We start from the raw sequence: 20,773 nt of genomic DNA on the forward strand, positions 1-20,773 counted from the left end.
CTGCGCGAAAGCGGAGCCGCGCAAGCGGCATGTCTGTTTCAGGCGTGCCGCGGAGTGTGCCCGCCATCGCCCAGCGAGCGAGCATCGTCGTATTCGCGCGAAATGTCCTTGTTCGTGTAGTCGCCCATGCGCCAGGCCGCCACGAGACTCACCACGCCGCAGACGAAAATATAAGCGGCGATCGCATAGCCCGAGCGGTAATAAGCGAACAGCGCCGTGGCGATCAGCGGCGCGGGACCGCCTGCGATCAGCGAGGCCAGTTGATACCCGAGCGAGGCGCCGCTATAGCGCAGCCGTCCTGTGAACGACTCGGCGATCAAGGCGGCCTGCGGCCCATAGAGCATCGAATGCGGCACCAGCGAAAGCACCACGGCCAAGAAAATCAGCGCCGGATTACGCGTGTCGATCATCGCGAAGAAAACGAAGCCGAACAGGCCGGCGCAGGCCGCGCCGATCATGTACATGCGCTTGCGGCCGATCAGGTCGGACACGTGGCCGAACAACGGAATGGTGAAGAACTCCACCACCGAAGCGGCCAGCACGGCCGTGAGCATGAGGTCGCGCGAGGCGCCGAGCGTCCTCACGCCATAGGCGAAAACGAAGGCCGTGAAAATATAGAACGGCGCTTGTTCGGCCATGCGCGCGAATGCCGAAAGCAGAATGTCTTTGGGCTGGCGGCGGATGACCTCCATCGTCGGGGCCTTTTCGATCCGGTGCTCGGCCAGCAGCTTCGCGAAGATCGGCGTTTCGAGGATGCTCAGGCGAATATAGAGGCCGATGGCGACGAGCACGATGCTCAGGAAAAACGGCACGCGCCATCCCCAGGTGATGAAATTGCTGCCCGAAATCTGGCTCATGGCCAGCACCACCAGATTGGAGACGAACAGCCCCGCGGGCACGCCGAATTGCGGCCAGGAAGCCACGAGGCCGCGATGCGAATTGCTGCGCGCCCATTCCATCGACATCAGGACCGAGCCGCCCCATTCGCCGCCCACGCCTACGCCCTGAATGAAGCGCAGCACGGTGAGCAGCACGGCGCCCCAGATGCCGATCGACGCGTAGGTGGGCACGAAGCCCACGGCGAACGTGGCGAGCCCCATCAGCAGCAGCGTGACGATCAGCGTGGCCTTGCGGCCGACGCGGTCGCCGTAGTGGCCGAAAATGGCCGCGCCAACGGGCCGCGCGATGAAGCCGACGGCGTAGATCAGAAACGCCTGCAGCGTGCCGACGAGCGGGTCCGATTCGGGAAAGTAGAGCTTCGCGAAGACGAGGCCGGTGACAATGCTGTAGAGAAAGAAGTCGTACCACTCGATGGTGGTCCCGATCGTGCTGGCAATCACGGCGCGGCGCAATTGACGGTGGGCTTCCTGTTCGGAGAGGAGCAGCGCTCCCGACGGTTGGTCACTCATTTCGCACCCCAAAAGTAAGGGTGATAGGGTCCGGCGACCCGGTGCGCGGCGAGTGGATTCGAGAGAGGGGCGAATGCGCGCCACGTGGCGAGCGCGATGGCCTCAGCGGCGGCGCTGCGTGCGATTTCCGCTATGGATCGCCAGGGTGGTGTCACAATGATATGTCACATCTTGATGCATTGTGAGTTCGATTGCGTCGCGCGAGAAACACGCAGGCAACGCTCCCGGCAACCCTTCGTGTACAGTGACGCCGCCGTTGACGGCGTCGAAAATCGACGGCCGTCCTCGCGCATTTCGCCTTGCCATGGAATCCGACGATGTCGCTACTGATTGAAGAAGTGCCGCCCGCCGCCGCGCCGATAGAACTGCTGTTACTGGCCGATCCCTCAGAAGAAAAGGTCCGCGCTTATCTGCCTGCCTCCAGATGCTTTGTTGCCCTTAACGAGGGCGCCGTGGCCGGCGTGTGCGTGGTCCAGCAACAGCAAGCGGGCGTTCACGAGCTCATGAACATCGCGGTCGCGCCGGAGCAGCAAAAGGCCGGTGTCGGCACGCGGCTTCTACAGTGGGTGATCGAGCGCTATCAGGCGGCCGGCGCGCAAGTGCTGGAAGTGGGCACCGGCTCGTTTGGCTACCAGTTGACGTTCTATCAGCGGCATGGCTTCCGCGTTGCCGCGATCGACCGCGACTTCTTTGTCACGAATTACGACGAGCCGATCGTCGAGGAAGGCATCCGGTTGCGCGACATGCTGCGGCTGCGTATCGAGTACACGCGTTGAACAATCACTGAACAAGCGCTTTTTTTGCTGCCGATTGCACTAGGACAATTATTGACCTGCCCGCTTTTGAGCGACCATGAGCACTTACGGAGGAGCTCAACGAGATGGTCCGGGTGAAGGTTTCAAGCAAATGGCACGACGCGGTCGGGGCCGTGCACGGCGCGGAGTCCAAATACAAGCGGCTCGTGAAGGCCATCGCGCTCGATATCGAGAGCGGCGCGCTCGCCTCGGGCGTGCGGCTCGCGCCGCAGCGCGAAGTGGCGGCGGAACTCGGCATCAGCGTGCAAACGGTGACCAATGCCTACAAGGAGCTCGAAAGACAGGGCCTGATCCGCTGCGAGGTCGGGCGCGGGAGCTTCGTCGCCGCGCGCGTGACCGAGGCGATGTCGAACTATATCCTCGACACCGCGGAGCGCGAGATCGTCGACTTCTCGATCGCGCGCATCGTCCACACGCCTGAGCACGACGCGGCCTGGCGCGAGGTCTGCGCCACGCTCTCCACGCTCGACGACCAGCCCTGGATCCGCTCGTTCCGGCCCATCGCCGGCTTCGAGCATCATCGCCAGGCGGGCGCGGCGTGGCTGGCCTCGCTGAACATGCCGGTCGAGCCGGCGTCGCTGCTGATCACCAACGGCGCGGCCCAGGGCATCTTTCTCGCGCTCGCCTCCACGGTCGGCCCCGGCGACACGGTGCTGTGCGAAAGCCTCACGGACCACGGCGTGATCGGCCTCGCCAACGTGCTGGGGTTCACGCTCAAGGGGCTCGAACTCGACGAGCACGGCATCCGCCCCGAGCACTTCGAGGAGATGTGCGACAGCGAGCGCGTGAGCGCGCTGGTCTGCACGCCCACCTTCAATAACCCGACGATGTCGGTGATGCCCGATTCGCGGCGGCGCACCATCGCGCGCATCGCGGAGCGCTATGGCGTCTACGTGATCGAGGACGATGTCTACGGCGCGCTGCCCGCGAAGACCTGCACGCCCATCGCGAGCCTGATTCCGGAGCTGGCGTTCTACAGCACGAGCATGACGAAGTCGGTGCTCACGGGGCTGCGCACCGGCTATCTGGCGATGCCGCGCCGGCTGGCGCTGCGCGTCGAGAGCGTGCTGCGCGTGAGCAGCTGGATGGCCACCTCGCCGATCGCCGAGATCGCCACGCGCTGGATCGTGGACGGCACCGCGCGGCGCCTCGTGGAGCTGCAGCGCGAGCGCCTTGTGGCGCGCCAGGCGATGGTGCGCGAGACGCTCGGCGAATACGTGTTGGGCGCGCATCCGAATGCGTTGTCGGCATGGCTGCGCGTGCCCGACTATTGGCAGGCCGAGCGCGTGGTGCGCGAGCTGCGCAACCGCCAGATTGCCGTGACCTCGCCCGATCCGTTTGTCGTCGGCAGCACGCCGCGGCCCAACGCGGTGCGGATTTGCCTTGGCGCCGAGGCCAACGACGCCGCGTGCAAGAACGCATTGAAAACCATTGCGGGCGTATTCGAGCAATATCCGCACGTGAACGATTTCAACTGAATCGCGGCCGCATCGAAGCGACGTTGGGGCTAAGGCGTGCCCCATGCGCGATGCCCCAGGGAAAGGCCTGGGCGGCAACGGGGGGCGGATTGTACCAGGACATTAGGAAGCCCGATTTGGAACATTAGACTGGTTCGCACTGCATCACTCACGGAATGTGCGCTCCATGTCACCGCTTACGCTTGCCGACGTTTATCGCGCACGCCAGCGCCTCGCCGGGCGCGTCGCGCTCACGCCGCTCGTCCCGTCGCCGTCGCTCTCCGCGCGCATGGGCGCGCCGGTCTACCTCAAGCTCGAAACCGTGCAGCCGACCGGCAGCTTCAAGCTGCGCGGCGCGACCAACGCCATCGCCCAACTCGCCGGGCAAGGCGTGACGCGCGTCGTCACCGCATCGACGGGCAATCACGGCCGCGCGCTCGCCCACGCCGCGCGCGCGCTGGGCATCGAGGCGGCCGTTTGCATGTCGTCGCTCGTGCCGCGCAACAAGGTCGATGCGGTGGCCGCGCTCGGCGCGCGCGTGGTGATCGAGGGCAAGAGCCAGGACGAGGCGCAGGTGGCCGCGCAACGCCTCGTGCGCGAGGAAGGCTATGCGTTCGTGCCGCCGTTCGACGACCTGCGCGTGATCGCGGGGCAGGCCACGATAGGACTCGAAATTCTCGAAGCGCTGCCCGATGCGGCTACGCTCGTCGTGCCGCTCTCGGGCGGCGGACTCTTTGGCGGCGTCGCGTTCGCGGCGAAGCAGATCCGGCCTGCGATCGCGGCAGTCGGTGTTTCTATGACGCGCGGCGCGGCCATGCACGCGAGCCTCGCGGCGGGGCGTCCCATCGACGTTGAGGAACACGAAACATTGGCCGACTCGCTGGGCGGCGGCATCGGGCTGGAGAATCGCCATACCTTCGCGCTGACGCGCCTGCTCGCCGACGACGTGGTCCTGCTCGACGAGGCATCCATCGCGCGCGGCATCGCGCATGCGTACCGCGAAGAGCGGCTCGTGGTGGAGGGCGCGGGCGCGGTGGGCATGGCTGCGTTGCTCGAAGGACTCGTTCCGCACGCGGCGCACGCACGCGGCGCGGCAAGCCAGCGTGATACGAACGGCCCGATCGTCGTCGTCGTGAGCGGCGCGAATATCGACATGACGATGCACCGCCGCATCGTGACGGAGAACTGACTTGCAATCCGCCCATTCCGCTAATCCCGCTAACCTCGACAACTCGATCACGCTGCTCGGCGAAGCGCAGTTGCGCGCGCTCGTGCCGCTCGATCTCGCCGCCATCGATCAGGTGGAGGCCGCGTTCGCGTCGCTCGCGACCGAAGCCGTGGTCATGCCGCCGATCCTCAACATGGCCCTGACCGACCGCCACGGCGAAGTGGACGTGAAGACCGCGTATCTGCCGCGCTTCGAGCAGTTCGCGATCAAGATCAGCCCCGGCTTCTTCAACAATCCCGCGCTCGGCTTGCCGAGCCTGAACGGATTGATGCTCGTGCTCTCCGCGCAAACGGGCCTCACCGAAGCCGTGCTGCTCGACAACGGCTACCTCACCGCGGTGCGCACGGCCGCCGCGGGCGCGGTCGCCGCGCGCTGGCTCGCGCGCGCCGATGCGCGCAGCGTGGCCATCGTGGGCGCGGGCGAGCAGGCGCGCCTGCAACTCGACGCGCTGATGCTGGTGCGCAAGATCGAGCGTGTGAGCGTCTGGGCGCGCTTCGCCGCGCGCGCCGAGGCTTTCGCCGCGGACGTGGAGCGCCGCCACGGCGTGCAGGCGCGCGTCGTTCAATCGGTGCGCGAGGCATTCGCGCAAGCCGACGTCGCCATCACGACCACGCCGAGCCGCGAGCCGCTCGTGAGCGCGAGCGATCTGCACGCGGGCCTGCACGTCACGGCGATGGGCTCGGACGCCGAGTACAAGAACGAACTCGCGCCCTCGGTATTCGCGGCCGCGCGCTACGTGTGCGACCGCCTGCAGCAAACACGCGTGCTTGGCGAACTCGCGCACGCGATACGCGCGGGCGCGGTGGCCGCCGAGGCGCGCTTCGACGAACTCGGCGAGATCGTCGCCGGCCGGCGCCCCGCGCGCACGAGCGACGACGAGATCACGATTTGCGACCTGACCGGCACCGGCGCGCAGGACACCGCGATTGCCGCGCTCGCGCTCGCGCGAGCCCGCGCGGCGGGAGCCGGAACCGTTTTTCACAACGCAGTGACGCTTTGAGAGGGGACAATGTCGGCAGTGAATGAAACGAGCGTGAATGCGGGCACGGCAACGCCGCGCCTCGCGTTCTCACGCAGCGAATACGAGGCGCGCCTCGCGAAGACGCGCAAGGCGATGCAACAGGCCGGCATCGACCTGTTGCTCGTTACGGACCCCACCAATATGTACTGGCTCACGGGCTACGACGGCTGGTCGTTCTACGTGCACCAGTGCGTGCTGCTCGCCCAGGACGGCGAGCCCGTATGGTTCGGGCGCGGCCAGGACGCCAACGGCGCGAAGCGCACGACCTTCCTCGCGCACGACCAGATCGTTGGCTATCCTGATCATTACGTGCAGTCCACCGAGCGTCATCCGATGGACTATCTCGCGCGCGAAGTGATTGCGGCACGCGGCTGGGAGACGCTGCGTATCGGCGTCGAGCTCGACAACTACTATTTCAGCGCCGCCGCGTATGCCGCGCTACAGCGCCATCTGCCCGGCGCGCGCTGGATCGACGCCACGGCGCTCGTGAACTGGCAGCGCGCCGTGAAGTCGGCGCGCGAGATCGAGTACATGCGCGTCGCGGCCCGCATCGTCGAGAAAATGCACGCGAGCATTCTCGAAGCGGTCGAGCCCGGCATGAAGAAGAGCGACCTGGTCGCGCGCATCTACTCGGCGGGCATTACCGGCGCGGGCGAGCATGGCGGCGATTATCCGGCCATCGTCCCGCTGCTGCCGACGGGCTCCGACGCGGCCGCGCCCCATCTCACCTGGGACGATTCCCCATTCGGCACGAATGCGGGCACGTTCTTCGAGATCGCGGGCTGCTACCGGCGCTACCACTGCCCGCAGTCGCGCACCGTGTACCTCGGCAAGCCGCCGCAGCATTTCGTCGAGGGGGAAAAAGCCGTCGTCGAGGGCATCGAAGCGGGTCTCGCCGCAGCGAAGCCCGGCAATGTCTGCGAGGACATCGCCAACGCATTCTTCGCAGTGCTGCGTAAATCAGGCATCGAAAAGAACAGCCGCTGCGGCTACCCGATCGGCGCGAGCTATCCGCCCGACTGGGGCGAGCGCACCATGAGCCTGCGCCCCGGCGACCGCACGGTGCTCGAACCGGGCATGACGTTCCACTTCATGCCGGGCCTGTGGCTCGACGACTGGGGCCTCGAAATTACCGAAAGCATTCTGATTACCGAAACCGGCGTGGAAACGTTCTGCAATACGCCGCGCAAACTGTTCGTGAAGGAGTAGCGGCAATGCGTGCGTCCCCCATCACGCCGACCATCGATCTCGATGCCGAAGGCGTGCAACACGGCTTTCTCAAGCTGCCTTACTCGCGCGACGATTCGGCGTGGGGCGCGATCATGATTCCGCTCACCGTGGTCAGGCACGGCGAGGGGCCCACCGTGCTGCTCACGGGCGGCAATCATGGCGACGAGTACGAAGGCCCGATCGCGCTCGCGAAGCTCGCGGGCTCGCTCGACGCCGCCGAGGTGAACGGCTGCGTGATCATCGTGCCGTACATGAACTATCCGGCGTTTCGCGCGGGGCTGCGCACCTCGCCGATCGACGCGGGCAACATGAACCGCAGCTTTCCGGGCCGGCCCGACGGCACGGTGACGGAGAAGATCGCCGATTACTTCCAGCGCCATCTGCTCGCGCGCGCCGATTACGTGCTCGATATTCACGCGGGCGGGCGCACGCTCGACTTCGTGCCGTTCGCGGCGATTCACGTGCTGCCCGACACCGCGCAGCAGGCGCGCTGCGAGCGGGCGATGCGCGCGTTCGGCGCACCGTACTCGATGCGCATGCTCGAACTCGATAGCGTGGGGCTGTTCGACAGCGCCGTGGAGGAAGCGGGCAAGGTGTTCGTCTCGACCGAGCTGGGTGGCGGCGGCACGTCGACGGCGGCGAGCGTGGCGATTGCCGATCGCGGCGTGCGGGGTTTTCTCGCGCACGCGGGCGTGATCGAGCGTAAAGCGAGCGACCGTCAGGCAAGCGACCGCAACGGCGGCCCGCGCACGACCACGCTGCTCGACATGCCCGACGCGCAGTGCTACACGACGAGCGAGCATCGCGGCCTGCTGGAGATGTGCCGCGATCTCGGCGAGATGGTGGAAGCCGGCGACGTGCTCGCGCGCGTGCACGATATCGACCGCACCGGCGCGCGGCCCGTCGACTACGTGGCGCGGCGCAGCGGGCTGCTCGCGGCGCGCCACTTTCCGGGGCTCGTGCAGGCGGGCGATACCGTGGCCGTGGTCGCCGACGTGGTCGAGCGCAACCTGAGCGTTCCGGCATGAGCACGATGGGCGCGATCAGGCTCGACCGCTACGACCTCGCGATCCTGCGCATTCTCGAACGCGATGGCCGCATCACCAAATCGAAGCTCGCGGAAGAGGTGAACCTCTCGATCTCGCCCGCGTGGGAGCGCGTGCGCAAGCTCGAAGAGAGCGGCGTGATTCGCGGCTATCGCGCGGACGTCGACTGGACCGGCGCGCTCAAGAGCAGCCGCATCGTCGTGGAGGTGACGCTCTCGCGCCATACCGCGCACGACATGCGGCGCTTCGAGGATCGCATCGGCGCGGCTGACGAAGTGGTGCAGTGCTATGCAACGGGCGGCGGCGTCGATTATGTGTTGCACGTGATGGCGCGCGACATCGACCACTATCAGCGTTTCATCGACGGCCTGCTGCTGGAGGATCTCGGCATTGAGCGTTACTTCACCTACATCGTCACGAAGGTGGTGAAGTGCGCGCCGGCCCACGTGCCGGCATGGCTCGAAGAGGACGCCTGAACAGTACGCGAATTTTTCGGGTTGAGGCAGGCGAGTTCAAAAATAACCGCAAAAACGCGGCCTCAAAACCAAAAATATCGCGGGCGCCGCCGGGACAGAATGGATGCCATGACGTGCACGGCGTACCTCGCGTGCACATCGTCCATATCGACCAAGGAGGAGCAGACGACATGTTGCCCGGACATCCCATCCTGTTCAAATCGCTGTGCTACGTGGACGGCCGCTGGATCCACAGCGACAGCGCCGCCACGGTGGCGGTGCACAATCCCGCCGATCAAACCGTGATCGGCCATGTGCCGATGCTCGAGCGCGCGCAGATCGTTGCCGCGATCGACGCCGCGCAGCGCGCCTTCGAAGCGTGGCGCTGGGTGCCGCAGCAACAGCGCAGCGCCGCCTTGCTGCGCTGGCACGCGCTGATCCTGCGCCATCAGGACGATCTCGCGGCGCTGCTCTCGCTGGAGCAGGGCAAGCCGCTCGCGGAATCGCAAGGCGAGATTCGCTACGCGGCGAGCTTCGTCGAATGGTTCGCGCATGAAGCCAAACGTCTCGCGGGCCGCACGATTCCCACGCATATCGACGGCGCGCATCTGGGCACGGTGATGGAGCCCGTGGGCGTGGCCGCGCTCATCACGCCGTGGAATTTTCCGGTCGCGATGATTACGCGCAAGGCCGCCGCCGCCATTGCGGCGGGCTGCGCCACTGTCGTGAAGCCCGCGCACGAGACACCGTATTCGGCGCTCGCGCTCGCGCAGCTTGCCGAGGAAGCGGGCTTCCCGGCCGGCGTTTTCAACGTGGTGATCGGCGAGCCGCAGATGGCCATGGAAACGCTCGTGAGCGACACGCGCGTGCGCGCCGTGAGCTTCACGGGATCGACGCGCGTGGGCGCGCTCGTGACCCAGGCAGCGGCGCGCGCGGGCATCAAGAAAGTCGCGCTCGAACTCGGCGGCAATGCGCCGTTCATCGTGACCGAAGACGCGGATCTCGATCAGGCCGTGAAAGTGGCCGTGGGCGCGAAGTTCCAGACCTCGGGCCAGGACTGCTGCGCGGCCAACCGCATCTTCGTCGCGCGCGCGCTTTACGAGGCCTTCGTGGAGCGCTACGCGGCGGCGGTGCGTGCGCTCAAGACCGGCCCCGCGTTCGAGGCGGGCGTGGAAGTCGGGCCGCTCATGCATCAAGCTGCATTCGACAGCACCGTCGAACGCGTGGCCGATGCGCGCGAGAAGGGCGCGCGCATCGTGGCGGGCGGCGCGGCGCACGCACTGGGCGGCTGGTATTTCGAGCCCACCGTGATCGCCGATGCCACGCCCGGCATGCGCGTCTATGACGAGGAAAACTTCGCGCCCATCTCGGCCGTCTGCGCGTTCGACACGCTCGACGAAGTGATCGCGAAGGCGAACGACACCGAGTACGGACTCGCAGCCTATGTGTGCGCGACGAACGTCAACACCATTTTCCAGCTCGTGCGCCGGCTCGACTTTGCGATGGTGTCGGTCAATGGCGTGAAGTTCACGGGCGCGCCGATCCCGTTCGGCGGCATGAAGGCTTCGGGCCTGGGCCGCGAAGGCGGCGTTGAAGGCTTCGAGCCGTTCGTGGAAGCCAAATATTTCTGTCTTGGCAATCTCGGCCTGCCGCTCGCGGCCATGGCCTGAATTCCGTCATTCCGTAATTCTGTATCAGGAGCCCATCATGACGCAAAACATCGACGCACTGTTCCAGCAAGACCGCGCGCATTTCATGCATCCGTCCACGCATGCCTACGATCACGAAAGCGGCGCGCTGCCGGGCAAGATCGTGCGCGGCGCGAACGGCATTCGCATCGAAGACCACGAGGGCAAGCAGTACATCGACGCCTTCGCGGGCCTCTACTGTGTGAACATCGGCTATGGCCGCACCGAAGTCGCGGACGCCATGTATGCGCAAGCGAAGCAACTCGCGTATTACCACACCTATGTGGGCCATTCGTCGGACGCCATCATCGAGCTTTCGTCGCGCATCATCGACTGGTCGCCCGCGGGCATGAAGAAGGTCTACTACGGCATGTCCGGTTCGGACGCCAACGAAACGCAGGTCAAGATCGTCTGGTACTACAACAATGTGCTGGGACGCCCGAACAAGAAGAAGATCATCTCGCGCGAGCGCGGCTATCACGGCTCGGGCATCGTAACGGGCAGCCTCACGGGCCTGCCGAGCTTCCATCAACATTTCGATCTGCCAATCGATCGCGTGAAGCATACGATTTGCCCGCACTGGTATCGCAAGGCGCCGGCCGGGATGAACGAGGCGCAATTCACCGCGTACTGCGTGGAAGAGCTCGAAAAGCTGATCGCGCGCGAGGGCGCGGATACGATCGCGGCCTTCATCGCCGAGCCGGTGATGGGCACGGGCGGCATCATCGAGCCGCCTGCCGGCTACTGGCCCGCGATCCAGGCCGTGCTCAAGAAGCACGACATCCTGCTGATCTCCGATGAAGTGGTGTGCGGTTTCGGCCGTCTGGGCTCGAAGATGGGCGCGCAGCATTTCGGCATGCAGCCCGATCTGATCACGGTCGCGAAGGGGCTCACGAGTGCGTATGCACCGTTGTCGGGTGTGATCGTGGGCGAGAAGGTCTGGGACGTGATCGCGCGCGGCTCGCAGGAGCACGGGCCGATGGGCCACGGCTGGACCTACTCGGGCCATCCGGTCTGCGCGGCGGCGGCGCTGGCCAACCTTAATATTCTCGAGCGCGAGAACATCGTCGACAACGCCGCGCAGGTGGGCGCGTATTTCGGCGCGAAGCTGCGCGAGGCGTTTGGCGCGCATCCGCTCGTGGGCGAAGTGCGCAGCGTGGGCATGCTCGGCGCGCTCGAATTCATGGCCGACAAGCAAGCGCGCACGCCGTTCGACGCCGCGCTGAAGATCGGGCCGCAGGTGTCGGCGGCGGCGCTCAAGCGCGGCGTGATCGCGCGGGCGATGCCGCACGGCGACATCCTCGGTTTTGCGCCGCCGCTCGTGATGACGCGCGCGGAAGCCGACGAGATCGTCGGCATCGTGCGCGAGGCCGTGGACGAAGTGGCCGAGCGCAATCTGGTTGCCGCCGGTTGATGAGGTGAGGGCCGTGCCCGTCGATGGACGGGCCGCAGGGAACCGCCGTATGCAGATACGGCGGTTTTTTTTCGTCTTGCGATGTCAGGCGGGGCTGCGTTATTTAGGCATTCTCTCCAACCTTGAACACCGCCACGAGCCGGTCGAGGTCCGCGGCCTGCTGCTTCAAACTCTCGGCCGCCGCAGCGCTTTCTTCCACCAGCGCCGCGTTCTGCTGCGTCACCTGATCGAGCATCTGCACCGCATCGCCGATCTGCCCGATCCCGGCGCTCTGCTCCAGACTCGCCGAGGTAATCTCGCTCATCATGGTGCTCACGCTCTGCACTTGCGTGACGACGTCGTCCATCACCTTGCCCGCATCGGCCACGAGGCGCGAGCCCGCGTTCACGGTCTCGGCGCTGTGCTCGATCAGCGACTTGATCTCCCGCGCAGCCTGCGCGCTGCGCTGCGCGAGATTGCGCACCTCGGACGCCACCACCGCGAAGCCGCGCCCCTGTTCGCCCGCGCGCGCGGCTTCCACCGCCGCGTTGAGCGCGAGAATATTCGTCTGAAAAGCGATGCTGTCGATGACCACGATGATCTCCGAGATCTTGCGCGAGGCCTCGCTGATCTGCTCCATCGTGCTCACCACCTGGCCGACCACTTCGCCGCCCTGCGCGGCCGCGGTGGACGCGCGGCTCGCCATCTGCGCGGCGGTGTGCGCGGTGTCCGAGTTGTTCTTCACGGCGGCTGTGATCTCTTCCATCGACGCCGCGGTGCGCTCGAGATTGCTGGCCTGGTCTTCGGTGCGCTGGCTGAGGTCCGCGTTGCCCGACGCGATCTGCGAGGAGCCGATCGCGATCGACGTCGACGAGGCGCGCACGCGGCGCACGAGCGTGTTCATCGACGCCACGAAGCGGTTGAACGCGTCGGCGAGCTGGCCGATTTCGTCGGTGCTTTCGACCTTCATCTGACGCGTGAGATCGCCCTGGCCGCTCGCGATTTCCGCGAGCAGCGTGGCCGCGCGGCGCACCGGCGCGGCAATCGCGCGGCCCACCAGCAGGATCACGGCGAGCGCGCCCGCGAGACCCACGACGGCCGCGATGAGGCTCGCCGTGCGGATCGCGCGCTCGAACGGCCCGAGCATTTCGGCCTTGGGCACCTCGACCACCACGTAGGCATCGAGCTGCGGCACGAACGAGGTCGCGATGAAGCGCGGGCCGCCCGGTGGCGTGTAGGTCATGAACGCGTATTGCTTGCCGGCCAGCAGCGTGGACGCGGCATCGGCGGGCATGCCGGGCAGATCCTTGAGGAAGTGCTTGCCGTCGACCATCGCCGTGTCGCGATGAATCATGATCGCGCCGTCCGGATGCACGAGATACGCGAACCCGGTCTCGCCGATCTTGTAGTTCGCGACGCCCGCGGCCAGCGCATCCACGGAGAGCGCCATGGCCGCCACGCCGGTCGGGCCGTTGGCGCCTTCCACGCGCGCGTTGATGAACATGGTGTAGGTGCCGAGGCTCACGTCGCGGTCCATGCTCACCTCATAGGGCTTGCCGGTCGCGAGAAAAGCCTGGAGCCACTGGTCGTGGTCGCCTAGCTTGCGCTGCAAGCCGGCCTCGGTGTAATAGTTGCCGCTCTTCGTTGAGGCCCATTGCACGCTGACGGCTTTTTGCTCCGTCTTCACGTTCTGCGCGAGACGCATCCACGTTGCGGTGGCGGCGTCGGGCTCGCCGTCGGCTTCCCATTGCTGGAGAAAGGGATCGGTCGCCATCGCGCGCGCCGCCGTGATCGGCCCCGCGAGCTGGCGCTCGACGTCGGCGCGTATGCCGCGCACGGCGGTGGGCAATTCGTCCTGCACGACGCGCTCGCGCACCGTGTCGCCGATCAGCCAGATGCTCAGCCCGCTCGATATGCCGATGAAGATCAGCAAGCAGGTCGTCATGCTCAGAATCAGTTTGTTCTGAATGGAGAGTTTGCGCCAGATAGACATGAGTCGTTCTCGACAACGTTAAAACGGGGGTCCGTCAATCGTTATCGGTCGATTTGGCGAGAACTTGATGCGATGGCGCATATACGAGGTATATGGATGGCGAACGGATTGCGGGCGCGGCCTGCGTTATGGGCGCTATAGTCGGCAATTGTCCGATGAATACCCGATGATTTTTCGCGCGTTTCTTCATACCAATTCGCGATCGGCAGACGAAGCACTTGCAAGGGAGAGTCATGAACGCAAGCGACGCAAGCAAAATGAAGCGCATCTCGGCCGCGTGCATCGGCGCATGGCTGCTCGCGATGGCGTCGGCGTGTACCACGAGCGCATCCGCCGACGTTCAGCCGTGTCAGCCGCGCCAGCTCGAATTGAGCCTCGACGACGGTGGCGGCGACTTCAACGGCATGTCTCATGGCGGCACCTATGTGGTGCTGCGCAATACCGGCGCAAGCGCGTGCCGTGTGCCGGCGCGCCCCGACGTGACCTTCCTCGACGCGCACGAGACGCCGCTGCGCGCGTCTTTGCAGCCGATCCCCGGCATGCATCCGGGGCCCGTGCTGCTGCCCGTCGAGATTCCCGCGCAGGCGAGCGTGCGCGCGAGCCTGCGCTGGGTGACGGGCGAAGTCTTCGATGATACGCAGTGCATCGACCCGGTGTCGCTCAGGATCGGCATCGGCGAGGGCGCGCTGACGACGCCATTTCGTGGCCATTTGTGCGGCTCGCGCGCCGAGGGGCCGCTGTATCAGATGGTGCCGTTTCAGTCGCCTGGCAGGACTGAATAACCGGTCTGGGGCGGCTTTGGGGCGCGCCCCCGCTAACCCGTGCTGCCGTCCTGGGCTTGCGCATCCTTAAGCCGCTTGCGATGCGCGGCCACCTTCGCCCGATTCCCGCAGATCGCCATGCTGCACCAGCGCCGCGCATGGCCGCGCGTGTGGTCCGCGAAGAGCAGCGTGCAGCGCGGACCCTCGCAGGCCTTCACGTGCGTGAAGTCTTCGTCGCAGACGAGCTTCGCCAATGCCTCGGCAATCGGCATCAATAAGGACTCCGGTGTTTTATGCTGGCGCCGCACGCGCAGCTCGAATGACGATTCACTGCCCGAGGCGTGAGCGACGAGCTCGCTGTGCTGCTCGTCGCGTTCGAGCAAGCGGTTCAGCGGTTCGAGCTCGCGCAAATTCGCAGCGCTCAGCGGCTGGCCTCTGCGCGCGTGCACGAATGCCCGGAACCACTCGCGTAGCGCTCTCGCTTGCCCCGCGACGGCGTCGAAGTCGGTTGGAGCGAACTGCGCGCGCAAAGCTTCCAGCGCCTCGTGCGGCACCATCCGCGCCTGCTCCAGCCAGTCGAGCAAGCCCTCCCCATTGCCGATCCAGTCCACCGGCTCATCGACCGGCGTAGCGACTGAATTCAGGAAGTCGAGGCCCGGTGCGTCGGCCACGAAGATCGCGGGGAGCGGTCGATAGTCCATTTCGTGTGATGAAACTGCGCGGTTTGTTTGATGGTCAGGAAATCGTAACCATTAAAAAACGCCTTGACAAGTTACGTGCGCAGTTTGTAACCTCTAAATTGTAATTTAGAAGGTTACTCAAATCGGACGGCGGTGCCCCGGAGCGGGTGCCGTGCGCTTCTCGTGGAGGGATTTCATGAGCACCACCGCCTATCGCAACGCCAACGTGGACGGCTTTCGCGTCTTCTATCGTGAAGCCGGCCGCGCAGGCGCGCCGAAACTCTTGCTGCTGCACGGCTTTCCGAGCGCGAGCCATATGTTTCGCGACCTGATTCCCGAATTGGCGGGGCGTTTTCATATCGTCGCGCCGGACCTGCCGGGGTTCGGGCAGTCGGACATGCCGGAGCGCGAGCGCTTCACCTACAGCTTCGAGAACCTCGCCACGGTGATCGACCGCTTCACGGAAGTGATCGGTTTCGACCGCTTTGCCGTTTACGTCTTCGATTACGGCGCGCCGACGGGTTTCCGGCTCGCGCTCAAGCATCCCGAGCGAATCACCGCGATCATTTCGCAGAACGGCAACGCCTATGAAGAAGGGCTCAGCGAGGGCTGGAACCCCAGTCGTGCGTACTGGCAGGACGCATCGCCTGCGAATCGCGAAGCGCTGCGCGCACTGCTGACCTACGAGACCACGGTGTGGCAATACACGCATGGCGTAAATGATAAGGAATCCGTATCGCCAGATGGTTATACGCTTGATGCGCACTATCTCGAACGGCCCGGCGCGAGCGAGATCCAGCTCGATCTCTTTCGCGACTATCGGAACAACGTCGCGCTGTATCCGGCGTTCCAGGAATATTTCCGCACGCACCAGCCGCCGTTTCTCGCGGTGTGGGGCGAGCACGATCCGTTTTTTCTGCCGGCGGGCGCGCAAGCGTTCAAGCGCGACATGCCGGACGCCGTGGTGCGCTTCTTCGATACGGGCCATTTCGCGCTGGAGACGCACGCGGCGGAAATCGCCGGGGCCATTTCGAGTTTTCTTATTCATGAATGAGCGCGGGCGGCGCAACGGCGCGAGCCGTTAGCCGTCTAGCGTCCCGACCCACGATTCACGATCCAGGAGCCTCATCATCATGGTTAGCAGAGTTGCAATCGTCACGGGCGCGAGCCAGGGCATCGGCCGCGCGACGGCCATCCGCCTCGCGCGGGATTTCGACGCGCTTGCGCTGGTCGCGCGCAGCCGCGAGCATCTCGAAGAGACGGCCGCGCAGGTCACCAGCGCGGGCGCCCAGGCGCTCGTCATCGACGCCGATCTTTCGCAGTCCGAAGCCGCATCGCAGGTGGTTGCGCAAACGCTCGCGGCCTATGGCCGGATCGACGCGCTGCTCAATATCGCGGGCGCAGTGCCGCAGATCGACGTCTTCGAGATGACCGACGAACAGTGGGAGCGCGGTCTCGCGCTGAAGCTGCACGGCGCGCGGCGCCTGACGATAGCGGCGTGGCCGTCGCTGAAGTCGAGCGGGGGCTCGGTGGTGCTGATGTCGGGCAATTCCGCGCTGTTTCCCAAGGCGCCCTATGCGGCGGTGGGCACCATCAACGCGGCCATCGTGGCGCTCGCGAAGGCGTTTTCGGATCGCGGCATCGCCGACGGCGTGCAGGTCAACAGCGTGCTGCCCGGTCCGGTGATGACGGGCCGCCGCCAGTCGTATCTGGAGCACTGGGCGCCGCTGCACAACATGAGCGTGGAAGAGGCGACGGCGCGATTTCCCGTCGAGGCGGGGATCGCGCGCTATGGCACGCCGGAGGAAATCGCGGAGCTCATGGCGTTTGTCGTTTCTCCAGCGGCGCACTGGATGACGGGTACGACGCTGAGGATGGACGGTGGCGAGGTGAAGTCGGTTTGAGGAGGGCGCGCAAAGCCCGAGCGCGCCTGGACCCGCCACCCACCCCTACACCGCCGCGAACTCAATCCTGTCGCGCCCCGCGCGCTTCGCTTCATAGAGCATCTTGTCCGCGCGCAGATACATATCCCACGGGCTCGCCTGCGCTTCCGCGCTGCCTGCCGCAGTGTCGCGCCACGCCACGCCGAAGCTGATCGTGAGCGCGCGGCCCGCGCGTTCGCGTTGCGGCAGCCGCAGCGCCTTCACCGCGCGCTGCATGCGCTGCACGACGCGCAGCGTCCCGGTTGCGGAGTCCGCGAAAAGCAGCACGCAGAATTCGTCGCCGCCGAGCCGGAACAGCGCGTCGTCGGCGGCGCGCAGACATCGGGAGACCGCTTTCGCCACGGCGCGCAGCACCTGGTCGCCGGCGCTATGGCCGTAGGTGTCGTTGAAGGTCTTGAAGTTGTCGACGTCGAATACGCAGAGCGCGGCGCAATGCGTGCGCTCGCGCAGGCGCGCGTCGCTCGCCAGCACCGCTTCCAGATGGCGGCGGTTGTACGCGCCCGTCAGCGAATCGGTAATCGACAGTTGCGCGAGCGCCGAATTTTCGGCCTCCAGCTCGCGAATGCGCCGGAGCAGGCGCAGCCGCTCGCTGCGGGCCAGCGGCTGCGCGCCGAGCGTGCGGATAGCCCGGATAGCGCGAGCCTTGCGGCGGTGCATGGGCGGGGAATGGGATCTTGCGCGCGCGACATAGCTCGCGCGCCTGGGCAGCGCGTTGTTGGTCATGTGGTCTCAGCGTATGGCGTTCAAGCCTGTCTCGGCCATCCGGCCAGCCCTGTTGCAACAGCGAGGCTTTGGCGGACGATCCGTCTTTTATCCCATTATCTGACGGTACTTCGTTAGCTACTGTCAGATATTGTTAATTCCGCGTTGACCATCGATCCTCGGCCCGGAGCCCGGACTCACATCGGAATCTCCGAGGTGAGCTTGATTTTCTGCATCGGAATGTCGGTTTTCACGCTCTGCACGCCGGGAATGCGCGTGAGGTATTCCATCTGGAAGCGCCGGTATTCGTCGAGATCGGCGGCCACGATGCGCAGCAGGAAATCGCAGTCGCCGGCCATCAGATGGCATTCGACCACGTCGGGGAACTGACGCACGGCCTCGGCGAAACGGTCCACCGTCTGCGCATCCTGGCCCTTGAGCCAGACGCGCGCGAACACGGTCAGCGCCTTGCCGACCTTGGCCGGATTGAGCACGGCCACGTACTTCTCGATCACGCCCGCCTCCTCGAGCAGACGCACGCGCCGCAGGCACGGCGAGGGCGAAAGACCGACCTGCTGGGCGAGATCGACGTTCTGCAAACGCCCGTCGCGTTGCAGCGCGTTGAGGATGCGCCGGTCGATGGCGTCGAGCTTCATCTGGTGTTCCATAGCAATTTTCCGGCGATTATTGGCATTGAATGCCAAATTCTCTTGCGCAAATGGCGACAACGCAACCCGATTCGAACGCATTCGGCAGAAAATATCCGTCCTTTTTAGAAGTCGGAAAGTCAATGAGCAGTATCCCTGGCCGGGCCGCCGGAGCGCGGCAATCGTATGACTCGTCGGAAGTCGCGCGCGGCATGCGCGCGGCGCTGCCCGTCATGATGGGCTTCGTCCCGTTTGCGCTGGTGCTGGGCGCGCAGGCCACGCAAAAGGGCCTGAGCGCGCTTGAGGTGCCGATGATGACGGGCATGAACTTCGGCGGCGGATCGGAATTCGCGGCCATTCGGTTATGGACCTCGCCGCCGCATATCGCGCTGATCGTGGCGATGTCGTTTCTCGTGAATGCGCGCCATATCCTGATGGGCGCGGCGTTCGCGCCGTATCTGCGGCACGTGCCGCTACGGCGCGCGCTGGCGTCGCTGTTCCTGATGTGCGACGAAAGCTGGGCGCTCGCGATGGCCGATGCGAAAGCGCGCGGCGCCGACCGCATCAGCATGGCGTATTACCTGGGCGTCGCGATCAATCTGTGGCTCACGTGGATTTCGTTCACGGCGCTGGGCGCGGCGCTCGGTCCCGTGCTCGGCGACGTGCAGCAGTACGGCTTCGACATGGCGTTCACGGCGGTGTTTCTCGTGCTGCTCAAGGGCATGTGGAAGAGTGCGCGCGCGAGCCTGCCGTGGTTCGTGAGCCTCGCGGTGGCGGCCGTGACTTATCTCTTCGTGCCGGGTGCCTGGTACGTGGCCGCGGGCGCGTGCGCGGGGCTGGCGGCCGCCGTGCTGATGGAGCCGCGCGATGCTTGATTCCACGACCGCCGCAACCGTGGCGACCATCGTGCTGATGGCCGCCACGACCTACCTCACGCGCATTCTCGGCTACGTGGTGCTGCGCGACCGGACGCTGAGCCCGCGCATGCGCGCGGTGATGGAAAATGTGCCGGGCTGCGTGCTGATTTCGGTGATCGCGCCGGCTTTCGTATCGCGCCATCCCGCGGATTTGCTGGCGCTCGCGATTACACTGTTTGCAGCGACGCGGTTCTCGCTGCTGCCGACGGTGATCGTCGGCGTGGCGTCAGCGGGGATACTGCGTCATCTGATCGGCTAAACCTTCGACGACCAAACGAGCATGAGCGAGACGCAAGCCACGACGCAGGACCCGCAGGACCATTGGATCGAGACCGCAACGGGCCGGCTGTTTGCACGCAGTTGGGAGCCCGGTGTCTTGCGGGACGAATCGCGCGATCCGACGCTGGATTTACAGCGGGATTTACAGCCGGACGCGGCGAACGAAACGCACGTGCGCCGTGCGCCGATCGTGCTGCTGCACGACTCGCTGGGCTGCGTCACGCTGTGGGGCGCCTTTCCGCAGACGCTTGCGCGCGCAACCAACCGGCGCGTGATCGCCTACGACCGCGCGGGTTTTGGCGCCTCGGACGCGCGCACGGACCGCCTTGCGCCCGGCTTCGTGCGGGACGAGGCGCAGCGTTTCTTTCCGGCGCTGTGCGAGCAGATGGGGATCGACCGCTTCGTCGCGTTCGGGCATAGCGTGGGCGGCGGCATGGCGATCGAGTGCGCGGCGCTGCACGCGCAGCGTTGCGTGGCGCTCGTGACCGAGGCGGCGCAAACTTTCGCGGAGGACCGCACGCTGGCCGGCATCCGCACGGCGCGCGAGCAGTTTCGCGATCCCGCGCAGTTCGCCCGGCTGGCGCGCTACCACGGCGAGAAGACGCAATGGGTGCTCGACGCGTGGATCGAGACATGGCTCTCGCCCGAGTTCGCCGACTGGTCGCTCGAGACGGTGCTGCCGCAGGTGCAGTGCGCGACGCTGGCGATCCACGGCAGCCTGGACGAATACGGCACGCGTGTGCATCCCGAGACGATCGCGGCGCGCGTAAGCGGCCCGGCGCGCCTCGCGATCATGGAAGGCGTGCGCCACGTGCCGCACCGCGAGCAGGAGGCGCAGGTAGCGGCGATAGTGGCGGAATTCCTGAGGGGCGTTGAAGGCGGCGTGGCCTGAAATTTTTTTCGATGCAGGTCTTCAAAAAACCCGAACGAGTCGATACAATCCCGTTCCTCTTGCTCAGGTGGCGAAATTGGTAGACGCACTATCTTGAGGGGGTAGCGCCGAAAGGCATGCGGGTTCGAGTCCCGCCCTGAGCACCAGGATTTGTTCCAGCCTCCTCCGCTGGAATCCTGAAACCCGCGTTGGCGTCAAGCCGCGCGGGTTTTTGGTT

20 protein-coding genes and 1 tRNA gene are annotated in these 20,773 nt (G+C 65.8%); 16 read left to right on the forward strand and 5 right to left on the reverse strand.

Features of this window, described 5'->3' with window-relative positions:
* Positions 1 to 38 precede the first annotated feature (38 nt).
* Positions 39 to 1,409, reverse strand: a complete 1,371-nt coding sequence (locus tag U5775_RS29055) for an MFS transporter (protein WP_322061566.1) — start codon at positions 1,407 to 1,409, stop codon at positions 39 to 41.
* Positions 1,410 to 1,726: 317 nt separating this feature from the next.
* Here U5775_RS29055 and U5775_RS29060 point away from each other — a divergent pair, with 317 nt between their 5' ends.
* From U5775_RS29060 to U5775_RS29100, 9 genes are all read left to right on the forward strand, one after another.
* Positions 1,727 to 2,185, forward strand: coding sequence for a GNAT family N-acetyltransferase (locus tag U5775_RS29060; protein WP_322061567.1), 459 nt, complete (start codon positions 1,727 to 1,729; stop codon positions 2,183 to 2,185).
* A gap of 104 nt (positions 2,186 to 2,289) precedes the next feature.
* The gene (locus U5775_RS29065) at positions 2,290 to 3,702 is read left to right on the forward strand and encodes a PLP-dependent aminotransferase family protein (RefSeq protein ID WP_322061568.1); all 1,413 of its coding nucleotides are present in this window, start codon (positions 2,290 to 2,292) and stop codon (positions 3,700 to 3,702) included.
* A gap of 166 nt (positions 3,703 to 3,868) precedes the next feature.
* Complete coding sequence (gene eutB / locus U5775_RS29070; RefSeq protein WP_322061569.1) at positions 3,869 to 4,870, forward strand: hydroxyectoine utilization dehydratase EutB; 1,002 nt, start codon at positions 3,869 to 3,871, stop codon at positions 4,868 to 4,870.
* Between the two features lies 1 nt (position 4,871).
* Complete coding sequence (locus U5775_RS29075; RefSeq protein ID WP_322061570.1) at positions 4,872 to 5,909, forward strand: cyclodeaminase; 1,038 nt, start codon at positions 4,872 to 4,874, stop codon at positions 5,907 to 5,909.
* A 9-nt stretch (positions 5,910 to 5,918) separates the two neighbouring features.
* A complete protein-coding gene (doeA, locus tag U5775_RS29080) occupies positions 5,919 to 7,139 on the forward strand; it encodes an ectoine hydrolase DoeA (protein ID WP_322061571.1) in 1,221 nt (406 codons plus the stop codon).
* Positions 7,140 to 7,144: 5 nt separating this feature from the next.
* Positions 7,145 to 8,188: a N(2)-acetyl-L-2,4-diaminobutanoate deacetylase DoeB gene (gene doeB / locus U5775_RS29085; protein WP_322061572.1), complete on the forward strand. Its 1,044-nt coding sequence runs from the start codon at positions 7,145 to 7,147 to the stop codon at positions 8,186 to 8,188.
* Between the two features lie 5 nt (positions 8,189 to 8,193).
* The gene (locus U5775_RS29090) at positions 8,194 to 8,682 is read left to right on the forward strand and encodes an Lrp/AsnC family transcriptional regulator (protein ID WP_322061627.1); all 489 of its coding nucleotides are present in this window, start codon (positions 8,194 to 8,196) and stop codon (positions 8,680 to 8,682) included.
* A gap of 170 nt (positions 8,683 to 8,852) precedes the next feature.
* Positions 8,853 to 10,331, forward strand: coding sequence for an NAD-dependent succinate-semialdehyde dehydrogenase (locus tag U5775_RS29095; RefSeq protein WP_322061573.1), 1,479 nt, complete (start codon positions 8,853 to 8,855; stop codon positions 10,329 to 10,331).
* Positions 10,332 to 10,368: 37 nt separating this feature from the next.
* A complete protein-coding gene (locus tag U5775_RS29100; protein WP_322061574.1) occupies positions 10,369 to 11,763 on the forward strand; it encodes an aspartate aminotransferase family protein in 1,395 nt (464 codons plus the stop codon).
* A 103-nt stretch (positions 11,764 to 11,866) separates the two neighbouring features.
* Here the strand turns inward: U5775_RS29100 and U5775_RS29105 are convergent, their stop codons facing one another.
* The gene (locus tag U5775_RS29105) at positions 11,867 to 13,735 is read right to left on the reverse strand and encodes a methyl-accepting chemotaxis protein (protein ID WP_322061575.1); all 1,869 of its coding nucleotides are present in this window, start codon (positions 13,733 to 13,735) and stop codon (positions 11,867 to 11,869) included.
* A gap of 233 nt (positions 13,736 to 13,968) precedes the next feature.
* Here U5775_RS29105 and U5775_RS29110 point away from each other — a divergent pair, with 233 nt between their 5' ends.
* Entirely contained in the window at positions 13,969 to 14,517 is a 549-nt protein-coding gene (locus tag U5775_RS29110; protein ID WP_322061576.1) for a DUF4232 domain-containing protein, read from the forward strand.
* A 32-nt stretch (positions 14,518 to 14,549) separates the two neighbouring features.
* Here the strand turns inward: U5775_RS29110 and U5775_RS29115 are convergent, their stop codons facing one another.
* Positions 14,550 to 15,197: a CGNR zinc finger domain-containing protein gene (locus U5775_RS29115; protein ID WP_322061577.1), complete on the reverse strand. Its 648-nt coding sequence runs from the start codon at positions 15,195 to 15,197 to the stop codon at positions 14,550 to 14,552.
* Between the two features lie 175 nt (positions 15,198 to 15,372).
* Between U5775_RS29115 and U5775_RS29120 the strand changes: the two genes are divergently transcribed.
* Positions 15,373 to 16,230, forward strand: coding sequence for an alpha/beta hydrolase (locus U5775_RS29120; RefSeq protein WP_322061578.1), 858 nt, complete (start codon positions 15,373 to 15,375; stop codon positions 16,228 to 16,230).
* Positions 16,231 to 16,309: 79 nt separating this feature from the next.
* Positions 16,310 to 17,080, forward strand: coding sequence for an SDR family oxidoreductase (locus U5775_RS29125; protein ID WP_322061579.1), 771 nt, complete (start codon positions 16,310 to 16,312; stop codon positions 17,078 to 17,080).
* Between the two features lie 45 nt (positions 17,081 to 17,125).
* Here the strand turns inward: U5775_RS29125 and U5775_RS29130 are convergent, their stop codons facing one another.
* Together U5775_RS29130 and U5775_RS29135 are read right to left on the reverse strand one after the other, a co-directional pair.
* On the reverse strand, positions 17,126 to 17,842 hold the full coding sequence (locus tag U5775_RS29130) for a GGDEF domain-containing protein (protein ID WP_322061580.1): 717 nt from the start codon (positions 17,840 to 17,842) through the stop codon (positions 17,126 to 17,128).
* Between the two features lie 176 nt (positions 17,843 to 18,018).
* Positions 18,019 to 18,477, reverse strand: a complete 459-nt coding sequence (locus U5775_RS29135) for an Lrp/AsnC family transcriptional regulator (RefSeq protein ID WP_028220944.1) — start codon at positions 18,475 to 18,477, stop codon at positions 18,019 to 18,021.
* A gap of 134 nt (positions 18,478 to 18,611) precedes the next feature.
* Between U5775_RS29135 and U5775_RS29140 the strand changes: the two genes are divergently transcribed.
* From U5775_RS29140 to U5775_RS29155, 4 genes are all read left to right on the forward strand, one after another.
* On the forward strand, positions 18,612 to 19,343 hold the full coding sequence (locus tag U5775_RS29140) for an AzlC family ABC transporter permease (protein WP_322061581.1): 732 nt from the start codon (positions 18,612 to 18,614) through the stop codon (positions 19,341 to 19,343).
* Entirely contained in the window at positions 19,336 to 19,644 is a 309-nt protein-coding gene (locus tag U5775_RS29145) for an AzlD family protein (protein ID WP_322061582.1), read from the forward strand. Before U5775_RS29140 ends, U5775_RS29145 begins: the two co-directional genes overlap by 8 nt.
* A gap of 21 nt (positions 19,645 to 19,665) precedes the next feature.
* A complete protein-coding gene (locus tag U5775_RS29150; protein WP_322061583.1) occupies positions 19,666 to 20,556 on the forward strand; it encodes an alpha/beta hydrolase in 891 nt (296 codons plus the stop codon).
* Positions 20,557 to 20,617: 61 nt separating this feature from the next.
* Positions 20,618 to 20,702, forward strand: a tRNA-Leu gene (locus tag U5775_RS29155).
* The last annotated feature ends 71 nt before the right edge of the window (positions 20,703 to 20,773 follow it).

This window comes from Paraburkholderia sp. J63, assembly GCF_905220245.1.
Classification (GTDB): domain Bacteria; phylum Pseudomonadota; class Gammaproteobacteria; order Burkholderiales; family Burkholderiaceae; genus Paraburkholderia.

Coding starts and splice junctions, on each gene's coding strand:
- U5775_RS29055 (WP_322061566.1), bottom strand. CDS start 1,409: ATGAGTGACCAACCGTCGGGAGCGCTGCTCCTCTCCGAACAGGAAGCC.
- U5775_RS29060 (WP_322061567.1), top strand. CDS start 1,727: ATGTCGCTACTGATTGAAGAAGTGCCGCCCGCCGCCGCGCCGATAGAA.
- U5775_RS29065 (WP_322061568.1), top strand. CDS start 2,290: ATGGTCCGGGTGAAGGTTTCAAGCAAATGGCACGACGCGGTCGGGGCC.
- eutB (WP_322061569.1), top strand. CDS start 3,869: ATGTCACCGCTTACGCTTGCCGACGTTTATCGCGCACGCCAGCGCCTC.
- doeA (WP_322061571.1), top strand. CDS start 5,919: ATGTCGGCAGTGAATGAAACGAGCGTGAATGCGGGCACGGCAACGCCG.
- doeB (WP_322061572.1), top strand. CDS start 7,145: ATGCGTGCGTCCCCCATCACGCCGACCATCGATCTCGATGCCGAAGGC.
- U5775_RS29090 (WP_322061627.1), top strand. CDS start 8,194: ATGGGCGCGATCAGGCTCGACCGCTACGACCTCGCGATCCTGCGCATT.
- U5775_RS29095 (WP_322061573.1), top strand. CDS start 8,853: ATGTTGCCCGGACATCCCATCCTGTTCAAATCGCTGTGCTACGTGGAC.
- U5775_RS29100 (WP_322061574.1), top strand. CDS start 10,369: ATGACGCAAAACATCGACGCACTGTTCCAGCAAGACCGCGCGCATTTC.
- U5775_RS29105 (WP_322061575.1), bottom strand. CDS start 13,735: ATGTCTATCTGGCGCAAACTCTCCATTCAGAACAAACTGATTCTGAGC.
- U5775_RS29110 (WP_322061576.1), top strand. CDS start 13,969: ATGAACGCAAGCGACGCAAGCAAAATGAAGCGCATCTCGGCCGCGTGC.
- U5775_RS29115 (WP_322061577.1), bottom strand. CDS start 15,197: ATGGACTATCGACCGCTCCCCGCGATCTTCGTGGCCGACGCACCGGGC.
- U5775_RS29120 (WP_322061578.1), top strand. CDS start 15,373: ATGAGCACCACCGCCTATCGCAACGCCAACGTGGACGGCTTTCGCGTC.
- U5775_RS29125 (WP_322061579.1), top strand. CDS start 16,310: ATGGTTAGCAGAGTTGCAATCGTCACGGGCGCGAGCCAGGGCATCGGC.
- U5775_RS29130 (WP_322061580.1), bottom strand. CDS start 17,842: ATGACCAACAACGCGCTGCCCAGGCGCGCGAGCTATGTCGCGCGCGCA.
- U5775_RS29135 (WP_028220944.1), bottom strand. CDS start 18,477: ATGAAGCTCGACGCCATCGACCGGCGCATCCTCAACGCGCTGCAACGC.
- U5775_RS29140 (WP_322061581.1), top strand. CDS start 18,612: ATGAGCAGTATCCCTGGCCGGGCCGCCGGAGCGCGGCAATCGTATGAC.
- U5775_RS29145 (WP_322061582.1), top strand. CDS start 19,336: ATGCTTGATTCCACGACCGCCGCAACCGTGGCGACCATCGTGCTGATG.
- U5775_RS29150 (WP_322061583.1), top strand. CDS start 19,666: ATGAGCGAGACGCAAGCCACGACGCAGGACCCGCAGGACCATTGGATC.